The organism is Aquimarina spinulae, assembly GCF_943373825.1.
Lineage (GTDB): Bacteria > Bacteroidota > Bacteroidia > Flavobacteriales > Flavobacteriaceae > Aquimarina > Aquimarina spinulae.
This window is the reverse complement of sequence record NZ_CALSBP010000001.1, coordinates 1,206,561-1,219,338: the sequence shown is the minus strand read 5'-3', so window position 1 is coordinate 1,219,338 and position 12,778 is coordinate 1,206,561. Positions and strand designations below refer to the sequence as shown.

The 12,778-nt window shown below is 32.7% G+C and carries 13 protein-coding genes; 6 read left to right on the top strand and 7 right to left on the bottom strand.

Annotated features, from left to right (window positions below):
* Positions 1–24 precede the first annotated feature (24 nt).
* From NNH57_RS05285 to NNH57_RS05265, 5 genes are all read left to right on the top strand, one after another.
* A complete protein-coding gene (locus tag NNH57_RS05285) occupies positions 25–804 on the top strand; it encodes an SDR family oxidoreductase (protein WP_074408339.1) in 780 nt (259 codons plus the stop codon).
* A gap of 131 nt (positions 805–935) precedes the next feature.
* Positions 936–1,463: a 3-hydroxyanthranilate 3,4-dioxygenase gene (locus tag NNH57_RS05280; protein ID WP_074408340.1), complete on the top strand. Its 528-nt coding sequence runs from the start codon at positions 936–938 to the stop codon at positions 1,461–1,463.
* Between the two features lie 49 nt (positions 1,464–1,512).
* The gene (locus NNH57_RS05275; protein ID WP_082994928.1) at positions 1,513–2,595 is read left to right on the top strand and encodes an amidohydrolase family protein; all 1,083 of its coding nucleotides are present in this window, start codon (positions 1,513–1,515) and stop codon (positions 2,593–2,595) included.
* A 193-nt stretch (positions 2,596–2,788) separates the two neighbouring features.
* Entirely contained in the window at positions 2,789–2,995 is a 207-nt protein-coding gene (locus NNH57_RS05270) for a hypothetical protein (protein WP_074408341.1), read from the top strand.
* Between the two features lie 483 nt (positions 2,996–3,478).
* Complete coding sequence (locus NNH57_RS05265; protein ID WP_074408342.1) at positions 3,479–4,120, top strand: O-methyltransferase; 642 nt, start codon at positions 3,479–3,481, stop codon at positions 4,118–4,120.
* Positions 4,121–4,186: 66 nt separating this feature from the next.
* On the opposite strand, the gene NNH57_RS05260 is transcribed toward NNH57_RS05265, so the two are convergent.
* The 7 genes from NNH57_RS05260 to NNH57_RS05230 all read right to left on the bottom strand — a co-directional run bounded on the left by NNH57_RS05260 (position 4,187) and on the right by NNH57_RS05230 (position 11,961).
* Complete coding sequence (locus NNH57_RS05260) at positions 4,187–5,686, bottom strand: S8 family peptidase (RefSeq protein ID WP_074408343.1); 1,500 nt, start codon at positions 5,684–5,686, stop codon at positions 4,187–4,189.
* Between the two features lie 346 nt (positions 5,687–6,032).
* Positions 6,033–6,326 (bottom strand): Sec-independent protein translocase subunit TatA/TatB, encoded by a 294-nt coding sequence (locus tag NNH57_RS05255; RefSeq protein ID WP_024768994.1) that lies wholly within the window; start codon positions 6,324–6,326, stop codon positions 6,033–6,035.
* A 90-nt stretch (positions 6,327–6,416) separates the two neighbouring features.
* Complete coding sequence (locus NNH57_RS05250; RefSeq protein WP_074408344.1) at positions 6,417–8,726, bottom strand: M1 family metallopeptidase; 2,310 nt, start codon at positions 8,724–8,726, stop codon at positions 6,417–6,419.
* Positions 8,727–8,790: 64 nt separating this feature from the next.
* The gene (locus tag NNH57_RS05245; RefSeq protein ID WP_243721279.1) at positions 8,791–9,303 is read right to left on the bottom strand and encodes a DUF6702 family protein; all 513 of its coding nucleotides are present in this window, start codon (positions 9,301–9,303) and stop codon (positions 8,791–8,793) included.
* A gap of 139 nt (positions 9,304–9,442) precedes the next feature.
* Entirely contained in the window at positions 9,443–10,138 is a 696-nt protein-coding gene (locus NNH57_RS05240; RefSeq protein ID WP_074408346.1) for a hypothetical protein, read from the bottom strand.
* A gap of 170 nt (positions 10,139–10,308) precedes the next feature.
* On the bottom strand, positions 10,309–11,064 hold the full coding sequence (locus NNH57_RS05235) for a peptidase associated/transthyretin-like domain-containing protein (RefSeq protein WP_074408347.1): 756 nt from the start codon (positions 11,062–11,064) through the stop codon (positions 10,309–10,311).
* A 108-nt stretch (positions 11,065–11,172) separates the two neighbouring features.
* Positions 11,173–11,961, bottom strand: a complete 789-nt coding sequence (locus NNH57_RS05230) for a carboxypeptidase-like regulatory domain-containing protein (protein WP_108808394.1) — start codon at positions 11,959–11,961, stop codon at positions 11,173–11,175.
* Positions 11,962–12,064: 103 nt separating this feature from the next.
* Between NNH57_RS05230 and pepE the strand changes: the two genes are divergently transcribed.
* The gene (pepE, locus tag NNH57_RS05225; protein WP_108808393.1) at positions 12,065–12,772 is read left to right on the top strand and encodes a dipeptidase PepE; all 708 of its coding nucleotides are present in this window, start codon (positions 12,065–12,067) and stop codon (positions 12,770–12,772) included.
* Positions 12,773–12,778: the final 6 nt, after the last annotated feature.

The window sequence follows — 12,778 nt, the reverse complement described above, 5'->3', positions numbered from 1 at the left end:
ATATAAATTTTAAAAATATCCATAATGAATCTAGGTCTAACTCATAAAAATGCATTAGTTTGTGGGAGTACTCAAGGTATAGGAAAAGCATCTGCTAAACAATTGGCCGAATTAGGAGCTAATGTTACCTTAGTTGCCAGGAATGAAGAAAAACTTCAACACGTTCTAACAGAATTAACAACAGATCAAGGGCAATCACATACTTATATCGTTGCAGATTTTCAGAATCCAGAAAGCCTACAGCAAAAAATTTCTGCTACAGGGCGAGCTTTTCATATTTTAGTAAATAACACAGGAGGGCCTGCCGGGGGGCCAGTATTTAATGCCTCTCTAGAAGAATTCGAACGTGCCTTTACACAACACTTGAAATGCAATCATATCTTGGCGCAAACTGTAGTACCGGGAATGAAGAAAGAAGGGTACGGAAGAATAATCAACATTATTTCAACTTCTGTAAAACAACCATTAAATGGACTAGGTGTTTCTAATACCATTCGTGGCGCAGTAGCAAACTGGTCAAAAACATTAGCTAATGAACTTGGTGCATTTGGAATTACCGTAAATAATGTGTTGCCCGGTGCCACGGCAACAGAACGACTAAATGAAATCATTAATAATAAAGCAACAAAACTAGGGAAATCAATAGAAGAAGCTTCTGATACTATGAAAAATGAGGTGCCGGCAAAACGATTTGCCAAACCGCAGGAAATAGCTTATGCTGTAGCATTTTTGGCATCCGAAGCTGCATCCTATATCAACGGAATAAATCTTCCTGTTGATGGAGGAAGAACAAAGTCTTTATAGTTAACTATTTGTTATTACAAAATAACAATCAAAATAATTAAATTTAATACAAAATACTAATCAATAGTGTAGATTATAATGATAGTATTTATGCTATAGAATAAACAACACATCTAAATTAAAACAAGCATATGAGCAATCTAGTTTCACCATTAAATTTTAAAGCCTGGATAGACGAACATCGCCATTTACTAAAACCTCCTGTTGGTAATAAATGTGTATGGAAAGACGGAGATTTTATTGTAATGGTTGTTGGGGGACCTAATAACAGAAAGGACTATCATTATAATGAAACACCAGAGTTTTTCTATCAGGTAGAAGGAGATATGGTTTTAAAAATAATAGATAATGGTGAACCCAAAGATGTTCATATCAAAGAAGGTGACATTTATCTATTACCACCCAAAGTCCCTCATTCTCCACAACGAGGAGCAAACACCGTAGGTCTGGTAATTGAATATCCTCGAGAAGAAAAAATGCTGGATGCTCTGGAGTGGTATTGCGAAAACTGTAATACCCAACTATATAGAGAAAAATTTGCATTGGATAATATAGAAACTGATATGCCTATAATTTTTGATACATATTATAGTGATAAGACAAAATGCACTTGTTCGAATTGTGGAAGTGTAATGGATGCCCCAAAAAAGAAAAAATAATAACCTAATTAAAAAGATTCCTGTACAAACAACAGGGATAACATCTATAATGAAAAGAAAACTTCGCATAAACGGTCATTCACATTTACTGCCATACCCAGAAGAGATTCCTCAGTTTATGAAAGACAAAGAGATTTTTTGGGTAGATGATGAGCGTAAGTACATGTTACAAAAAGGGTGGAAACGCCCGGTTACTCATTCTAGTTTTTTCTTAGATGAAAAATTAGAGTGGATGGAGCATAACAAAATTGATCATGCAGTAGTATTAAACCTTTCTCAATTATATGGTAACGGTTTACGTCTAGAAGAAATGAAACATGCATTACGATTTCAAAATGATTTTAATGCCCACGTACAACAAGATCACCCAGATAAGTTCTCTTGTGGTTTTGTTATACACCCCGGATTCATTAACGGAGCACTATGGGAAATGGAGCGTTGTGTAGAAGAATTAGGAATGCATGTACTATGCTTACCTACTCACTTTATGGATTCTATCGGGCAGTGGCGATGTATTTTTGATGAAGAAAATGATCCGATTTTTGAACTAGCAGACAAATATAAATTAGCTATAGAAGTTCACCCTTATGATGGTGATAAAATGATTAAATTAGAAAATGTTTCCTGGCGTTTTCATTTGGTCTGGATGCTTGCACAATGTGGTGACGCTTATCATTTTTATACTCTTAACGGAATGCAAAGTCGCTATCCCAATATAAGAACTTGCTTCGCGCATGGAGGACAATTAGCACAAATGAATTTAGGAAGACGTATTCAAGGATTTGACGGAAGACCAGACTTGTTTGAGGGGAAACAACATCCTCGAAAAGCTGTGGGACATCCTAACATTTATTTTGACACCCTAGTACATGACACAGATTCATTAAAACTAACTGTAGACCGACAAGGCAGTAATCAAGTAATTATGGGACTAGATGACCCTTACCCATTGGGAGAAATGGAAAGTGCACCTCAATCATCCTATCCAGGGAAAATTCTGGATTTAGCACTGGATCGTAATATTATAACTACAGAAGAATATGACGACATCTGGGAAGATAATGTTTTACGCTGGTTATTTGGAGATAATGAAAAAGCGAAACAGGATTTAATAGATAAAATTTTAAAGTAAAGTTATTCAAAAAATACATCATTTATGTTTTGTAATAACAAAACATAAAAACAAACATTAAACACTGTAAATCTGATTGTTACACCCTACACAACATACTAATTTTAGAAAAACATCGTTATTTTCATGTAGTAAAGACATAAACCTTGAATGTCTATAATAGCTTAAGGAAAAAATCTTAAAACCTTTTCACATGAAAAAAGAACTTTTAAAATTAGCAGGAGCAAAACAATTAGCAAAAGAAACTCAAAAAACTATTCATGGAGGTAAACCAAAACCAGCATCTGATTGTGGAGGTCGCGGTGATATCGAATGTTGTGGTGATGGACCAGGACAATGTGGATCAGATCCTCACTGTAGTGGAGGTATGTTAAGTGGTGGTCGTTGCGTTTGCTTCTAAGCTAATTAGTAATACTATATACAAAAGGCAAAACAATTTGTTAAAACATACAAATTGTTTTGCCTTTTGTATTTTATAAAATCATTTCAAAATCATGTAAAAAATAAATTCTAATGTAACATTTAGGCTATCCAGGACATTCATTGTATAAATACAATAGTTTGATAATGAAAAGCTTTTGAAGGGATTAAAAAATTAAACAAAAATGCACAATCATCAATTCTTGGTGGAGATGAACATGGTTCTTCCGAATGCAACAGTGATTCAGCATGTCAATCAGGAAATGGGCATCAGAATGGGTTTTGCGTAGATGGAGCTTGTATGTATATTATGCATTAGTATTATCCCTTAGATTTGGTTTTCAATATATACTAAATCAATTTCGTGTATGGCTAGTATTTAAGTAATCAAATAAATACTAGCTTTTTCAATTTAACAAGAGATCTCATCTTAATTTTCTAGATTTGCAAGAAAGCGAATCATATGCATTTTATTCCCGAAGAACTGGATACTTACGTAGTAGATCATACTCAAAAAGAACCCCAATTATTACAACAACTAAATCGTGAAACGTATCAAAAAATATTACAACCCAGAATGCTTAGTGGCCCATATCAAGGACGTGTTCTTAGTATGTTATCCAAGCTTATTCACCCAAAAAACATATTAGAAATAGGAACATATACAGGGTATTCTGCTTTATGTCTGGCTGAAGGAATTCAAAAAGATGGAGAATTACACACCATTGACATTAATGAGGAGTTAGAAGATTTTCAAAGAAAATATTTTGACCTTTCTGATTATGGAAAACAAATTCATCAACATATTGGTGATGCTACCAAAATTATCCCAAATTTGGATATCAAATTTGACCTGGTGTTTATAGATGCCGACAAACCTAACTATCCTACTTATTTTGAATTGGTTATTAATAAAATGAATTCTGGCGGTGTAATTTTATCAGACAATGTATTATGGAATGGTAAAGTAATCGAAAAAGTTGAAGAAGAGGATATTTCTACCAAAGCTCTTTTGGAATACAATACGCTTTTGATCGAAGATAAACGAATAGAAACTGTATTATTACCCATTAGAGATGGGTTAACGATTAGTAGAGTACTATAACTTTTACAAAAACACAAGGCTATGGCATCTAAATACCACAGCCTTATGTTTTATATTTCATCTGTTTTATTGAACCGCTTTTAAGGCATCAATATTACCATATCCAAATTTACTATTACGATTAGGGTAAAACTCTCCTGCTCTTTTTAACTTATCAAGCACTTGAGCTCTGGTCATATTAGGATTACGTGCCCATACCAAAGCAGCAATTCCTGCTGTGGTAGCCGTTGCTACAGAAGATCCTCCTACATAAGTTTGTATTCCTGTATTAAATCCTAATACAGGTACATTTCTATTAGAGTTTCCTGCTCTCTCCATCACAATAGTAAAATCAATTTTACTACCATCATGACAGATGTTACAACGATTATATCCATTATCTTTTATTCCCGTAACTGCAACAGTTTCAGACATACTTGCGGGAAAAATAACTCCGTACCAATTTGTAAAGGTGGTAGATGTTCCACCTGCAGCAACAATCATTTTACCCTTGCCATAAGCATACCTTACAGCATCTTTTACATTACCAATAGACCAGGGATACCCAACAGACATAGAAATAATCTTAACATCTCCCCTATTTCCTAATGCTTTTAAAGCATTACTTACTCCTTTACGCTCATGATAATCATTTAGTACAACATCTTCTGTTCCTCTATAGGCAACCAAATTACAGTTATACGCTACTCCAACTGGCATAAAATCGTCATTACGAGGTGATGCAATTGCTGATGCCATAGAAGTACCATGCCCACACTTATCATTTGGGCCATCTAAGTTATTAGACCACCACCACGGAGAGTCGATAAAAGTACCAAATCGTTGTACAAACCTTCCATTAGAAGCCCCATCATTAAATCCACTACCAAGTAAATTCTGACTTGCAGAAATTCCGGTATCAATCAAACCAACAGTTATACCTGCCCCAGTACTATAATTCCAAGCCTGTGGTACTTTATGAATGTCAAAATTCCAAGGTAATCGTGCATTAGGTGAAATTACTCTATAATCCCCGCTATTTATAGATTGTCCACTTTTACTACATCCCGCAGATTTCTGTTGGTTTGAATTATCTTCTTGTAGATAAAAACCATAACCAATTGGGTCTAAGTAACGAATTTGATGTGCCTTTTGTAAAGCTTTTATGGTTTCTAAACTAGTAACTTTCACATCGGTTACATTAAGTATTTCATCGGCAGATATTACAGAATTAGACTTACTTGCTCCTTCTTTAGACTGTATAATATTATATACATTTTCTCTAGCATCATTTAGTCTTGATGATCTTTGGATAGAGAAACTTTCTCCTTTTTCTCCAAAACCAACACTTAACACTTCTCCACCGTGTACTACAGCACTCCATAATACGGTAGAAGGTGCTTTCATCCAGTTTACATCACCATTTTGTTTTAATTCACCTTCGATATACCTATTAACTTGTGATACAGAAAGTAATTTTTGAGATTCAGAAATTCCTGAATTTGGTTCTACAATTTCATTAGGGTTTTCTTTAGAGCAAGAAAACACAAGAATTAGTCCTAAAGTTAGAAGAGTAATCTTTTTCATTTTTAGAATAAGTTTTAAGAGTTTGTGTGTAAAAAGTTGATAAATGACAATTTTGCAAAAATTACAAATAATTATCATTTTAATGATTTCTCAGCTAATGTATTAAATTATATTTAAATATTTAGCAATTAAATTATCATATAATCAGAAAAAAGATCAATATTATGCTTGCATAAGACTAAAAAAAGTTACTAAAGCCTTGTAAAAAGTCAGTGTTTACGGGGTATTTAATCTTTTGTTATTAAAAATGAAAATGTTTCAAAAAAATATTCATTTTTTTGAATATTAATCAGAATTTACAAGGAGAAATAAACAAAAAAACAAGTTTATGAAAGGATATTGCAATTTAGAATTTGCGTTTTATTGGACCAGTAACTTTATCAATGTCATCTTTGACCTGGTCGATCTCCTTTTTTATATCAGATGTAATAGAAGTAGGAATATCGGTATCAATACCATGTTTTTCTGCACTTTTGGTAATTTCGGTTTTGATATCATTGGTTGCATCTTTAACGATACGCATTCCTTTACCCAATCCTCGTGCAATCTCAGGAATCTTATCTGCTCCAAAAACCATAACCAATATAAAAACAATAAAGGCAATTTCGGTTCCGCTAATAAATAAAGGTAGAGTTGTCATAACAATGCAAATATAATCAATATTGTGTAAAAAAGCCATCCCGAAAAGACTTCCGGGACGGCTTTTATTTATCTTTTGTAAAACAACAGATTACTGCCCTTTTACTTTGTTTTTAAATTGTTCAAATTTCCCTAGCTTCTTTCTTTGAGGCCAACTATTATTAGAGGTGTCGATATCTGCCGTCTCTTGTTTAGGATCAACTACTATCTTAGAAATTGCTTTCTCAGAAGCTACTGCTCTTTTTACCTCAACATCATTTTTTCTCCATATTTCTGCAGGGTATGTTATTGTCTCTGTTGTGCCATCTTCATAGGTATATTCTACGATTAGTGGCATTACAAGTCCACCTGGTTTTTCAAAGGTAATCTCATAGAAAAACTTAGGTTGTTTAAGTTTTTCACGATCTTTAACAGAAAAATTATCCATTAGATATGCTTTTAAGGTTTTAGCATCACTAATAATATTTCCATTCTTTTTAATCGTTTCATATTCTTCGCTTCCCTCTTTAACCATATATACAAGTGGTCCAAGGTCTTCCACTTTAGCACCTACAGATGCTGCATATTCTTTTACTCTTTTATTTGGTTCTTTAGAAACTACAAATTTCTTCACTTCTTTTACTCCAATATCGGTATAATCTGTGGTATAGAACCATCCTCTCCAAAACCAATCTAAATCAAAAGCAGAAGCATCTTCCATAGTTCTAAAAAAGTCTTCTGGTGTTGGGTGTTTAAACATCCATCGTTGAGAATATGTTCTAAATGAATAATCAAAAAGATCTCTTCCCATTACGGTTTCTCTTAGGATATTTAAGCCTGTTGCTGGTTTTGAGTATGCATTAGGTCCGAATTGGTGAATATTATTAGATTGAGACATAATTGGAGATAAGAAATTTTGATTTCCACTCATATACGGTACAATCTTTTTTGCTGGCCCACGACGAGATGGGTATTTTTTATCATTCCCTAATGCTTTTGGATACCATTCTCCAAAATCTTGTTCTGCCACATATTGCACAAAAGTATTAAGACCTTCATCCATCCAGGTCCATTGGCGTTCATCACTATTCACAATCATTGGGAAAAAGTTATGGCCTACTTCGTGGATAATTACACTCATCATTCCATATTTTACACGATCGCTATAGCTCCCATCAGGCTTTGGTCTTCCGTAATTCCAGCAAATCATAGGGTATTCCATACCTTGATTTTTTGCATGTACAGAGATGGCTTTGTGATATGGGTAATCGAAGGTCATTCGACTATACGATTTTAATGTACTGGCTACTACTTTTGTAGACCAATCTTCCCAAAGAGGATTTCCTTCTTTTGGATACATCGATACCGCCATTATATCTTTTCCTCCTATTTTAACAGCCATCATGTCCCAAATAAACCTTCTGGAAGTAGCAAAACCAAAGTCACGTACATTTTCGGCTTTTAGTTTCCATGTTTTCTTTTTTTCTGAAAATGTTTTTTCTTTTGCTATAGCTTCCTTTTGGGTTACAATAACAACTGGCTCATTATATGATTTCTTTGCTGCTTCATAGCGGCTCATCATGTCTTTTGTAAATACTTCTTTTCTATTTACTAATACTCCGGTTCCGTCTAAAATATGATCTGCAGGAACAGTAATATTTACTTCGAAGTTACCAAATGGTAATGCAAACTCTCCTCTACCCCAAAACTGGTGATTTTGCCACCCTTCAACATCGTTATACACTGCCATACGGGGGTAAAACTGAGCGATAACATATGCTCTATTTCCATCCTCAAACTCTTCATATCCAGATCTACCTCTACCATTTACATGATCATTAATATTATACCACCAATCAATTGAGAATACAAATTTCTCGCCAGATGCTAAATCTTTAGACATCTCTACACGCATCATGGTTCTATTGATTGTATATTTAAGTGGTTTTCCATTACTATCCTTTACTGCGGTAATATTAAATCCACCGTCAAAAGGTTCTGCTAGATATTTATTTAAAAAACCTCCTGGCGTTGTTGCCGGATCAACTCCATTTGATTGAATTAATGGAGTTTTAGAGTCCTTAGCTCGCATATTCTGATCCAATTGCACCCAAAGAAATTCTAAATCATCAGGTGAATTGTTAGTATAAGTAATGGTTTCTTTTCCTGATAGTTTTTTGTTTTTGTCATCAAGTTCAATATCCATTTTATAATCAGCCTGTTGCTGATAATAAGCCGGACCCGGGGCTCCAGAACCTGTTCTGTACATGTTGGGAGTTGCAAACTCGTCATACATTTGTTTGAATTTGTTCTGATTAGTATGCCCTAATTCACGAACATTTTTAGCCTCTTCTTGATTTTGAGCATATGAAATACCCGATATCAAGAAAGTCACCGAAAGGACTAAAAGTATCTTTTTCATTGTAATGGTTTTGAATTTAATGTTATGATTTCGCAAAGTAATTGTTTTTTAAAAGTTTAGTGATTTATTCACTAAACTTTAACATCCCCAAGCCTTTTTCTTTTTCAAGTATAAGGCTTTTGCGTTGATTTCCTTTTTTAACGTGAACAATATTCTGTTGTTCTTCAAAAAGATCCATCAAAACTTGATTTGTGATTTCTATAGTATTTAAAGAAGTAATATTCTCTATTTCTAAATAACAAATAATAAGATCGTCTTCGTATTCTTTTCCTAAAAATGTAAAAGAAACTTCTTCTCCATTCACTACAAATTGTAGTTTCTGACCAAGATATGTTGCTAAATTTTTATCTACTCCCAGGCTTTCTTCATCTTTATCTAAATTAGTAGACTCATCATATCGTTCTTTTAAAAGTTCTTCTATATCATCAACAAAAACTCTGGATACAATTTGTAACGACTGTTGTTTTGCATTATAATCTACCTGAGTTACACTTACATAAAACTTATGTGCAGTTGTAAAAGAACTTAGTGAAACAGATACTACAAAAAGAAAAAGCAGTAAGGTTTTATTCATCATCTAAAATTTGTAAAGCGTTAAATGTAATTAATTTTTAATGGTATGCATTAAAAAATTATGCCAAACTTCTTACCATTAGAAACAAAGAGTTAAAATCTATTCTGTTACTAGTAAAATTTAACTATCCGCAGAAATATATTCATTGTTTGTTTACTACAAACTCTTTTCGTTTATCTAAGAATATTTTTAATACTACATTGTGATTTTCTTTACCAAATTCATATTGAATATCACTAGTTTGAATACATAATAATAAAAAATCATATATTTTCTCTTCGGGAAGGTTGTATACTGAGGACAAAAATTGTTTGCCATAAAAATCATGAATAGCCTCTAAACTATTATTTTCTTTATCCAATTTTCTTGTTGTTTTTAAGGTTTTGTAATACCCGGATAGGTTTTTATAAGTTGCTTCAATATCTAGCCGAAACCCCACTCCATAAAACATAATTGCTTTATGCATTGGTATAATTTCTTCCATCTGAATTCCGTCATAAACAGGTATTCCAACATCTTCAGGGCTAAGCAATTCTTCTGTCTTTATATCCTTAATATCAGTATTCAAATTACCTGATAATTGCACCCCTACAATTACTTCATCTAATTCATTAAGGTTTTCTTTTAGTGTAACATTAAATTCTTTATTGTCATACATATCTTTATTTACCACAATAACCTTTAGATCGTATTGAACAGATGAAATAATAAACACATCTCCTATGGTTGCTTCTATAAAGAAAACTCCTTCTTTGTTCGTAATCGTAAACAGATTGGCTGTTTTATTAATGATATGAATCCCTTCTGAACTATCATTTCCTATTACCCCCTTTATCATTTTTCTTTGGCAAAAAACAGAAAGAAAGAGGAAATGAAATAAAACTACAGTGACGTATTTTTTCTGCACTTATGGTTGTTAAAATTCACTATTAAAGACAAACTATATCCAATCATGTTGCATTCATATAATTTTTTAGAAATCAAGCTTTAGGCCATAACAAAAAGTAGCTAATCCAGCTCTTTGTATTCTTTATAAGATTTTGCCTTTGTCTGAAAAAACTCTAATAGTGTTAACCTTTTAGAATTATCAAGAAGGTTTTTAAAATATTCATCTTTGGCGCAGTAATACATAAAATCGGTTATTAAATCTTCTGGTAATTGCAGTTCATTTACAAAGAAGGTAGTATTAAAAGTAGTTTCTCCTTTTTGTATTAATTTATCAAGATCCTCTAGTGCTTTGATCCTTTTTAGTTTTTTTAATTTTCCACTTAGATAATTAATGGGTCTATCAATTATCCCACTTCTCGCAGTATAGATTCTTCTTTGAGCAACTGTTGGTTGCGGTTTATCGCTAAACGGAAGACCTAATGTCCTATTATCTACAAAAGGTTGTAACTCTACGATACCTACATCTTTATCAAGGTTACCCGAAAGATCTGTAGTACTTATCCTCACTTGTTCTAATTGTTGTACTATGGGATATAATACAATTGTAATCTTTTTATCCTGAAGCTGATCTTGCTTAACTACAATTGATCGTATTTGATATTGAACAGAAGAAAAAACAATCGAATCTCCTGGACTTGCAGGTATTTCAAAAAAACCCTGTTCATCATTTGTTGTTCCTATTTCTTTGGTGAAATTTACAATATTAATGGCATACCCTTGTAGCGAATCGGCAACGATTTTTCCTTGAAGTTTTTCAGATTGACCAAAAGTTTGCAATGAAATAATTAGAGGTAGAAATAGTAGTAATCTTGTCATATAAATATCATCAGAAATGATCTTTATACAATACCACTACACAAAGATCTTCTCTACCAAAGACGATATAACTATGATAAAATTACAAAAGCTCCTTCTTGGCCTACTTTATTTCTTATGATAAAGCTTACTTTGATATGCTAAAAACTGTAAAAGATCGAGTTCTTTTCCAGATTCAAAATACTTTGCATTTAAGCCATTTTCTTCAGCAAAAAAGATAAAATCATTAATTTGATCTATTTCTAATGCCAGATAATCTTTAAAAAACTCATCATTATATAAATCTCTAACCCTAACATCAATATCTGAAGAGTATTTTTTCTTTTTAGAGGTTTTCTTAGTATTATAAAACAATTTAAAAAGGTTGACAAAATTAAGCCCATTAATCATTCTATCTTCTAAGAACACTTTATTTTCTAATGGAGATAACTCATCTGGTCTAAAATCATAATCGGTATCATTAATTCTCGAAGACGTTTCTTCTGCTACATCCCCTATCCCACTTTGACTAAATCCTATTTTTTTCACATCTACAGACACATTACCTGCTAAGTCATATGGGGTAACCACGACTTCTTCTAACTGGTTTACAGATTCATTAAGAAAAATATTTAATCTCTTAGTATCTACTATTCCTTTATCGACAAGTATTACAAAGTTCTGATATTGCATCGCCACAACTTCAATCCTATCATTAATACCAGCACCTATTTTAAACTTTCCGTCTTTGGTAGTAATTGTACCTTTATTAGTACTTCGGTTATAAACCACCACACCTTCTACATCATCTCCAATGGGTGCACTAATTTTCCCATGAATCATAACTCTTGAAGTAATTTGAGCTATAGATGTACTAACTATAAAGCAAACAAAAAGAACAGATAATTTTATCTTCATAACAAACGAGGTTAATTTTATTTTTTAAGATACTACATTTTTTTATTTTCACAGAAGATTTCCGGATAAGAAAACGTTAAACTACTTTTATAAAAAAAATCTAATGGCAAACTGTATTATTGCAAGTACATCTACACTTCACGGAAGTGAACCCTTGGCATATTTACAAGACACTTTAATTAACTTATACTCAGGTATTGAAGAAATACTTTTTATACCTTATGCTCGTCCGGGCGGAATTTCTCATGACGAATATACCATAGGTATCAATAATATTTTTAAAAAAATAAATAAAAGAATAATTAGCATACATATGTTTTCAGATCCTATCGAAGCTATTAAAAATGCTAAAGGTATTTATACTGGTGGTGGAAATACTTTTCTATTGGTAGATCAATTATATCGAAATGAAGTTATAGGGCCATTAAAAGAAGCTGTTCTTTCTGGAGTACCTTATCTGGGAACAAGTGCAGGAAGTAATATTTGTGGTCTTACTATGAAAACTACAAATGATATGCCTATTGTATACCCTCCAAACTTTGCAACATTAGGTATTGTCCCATTTAATATTAATCCACATTATCTTGACCCTGATCCTAATTCGACACATAAAGGAGAAACCCGAGAAACTCGAATTAAAGAATTTCATAATCTAAATTCACAACCCGTGGTAGGTTTAAGAGAAGGAAGTTGGTTAAAAGTTTATGACAATAAAATAACTCTGGAAGGAAATTTAAGTGCTAGAATTTTTGAAAAAGACAAAGAGCCCTACGAAATAGAAACGGGTAGCGCATTATCTGGATTAAATTAAAAATTA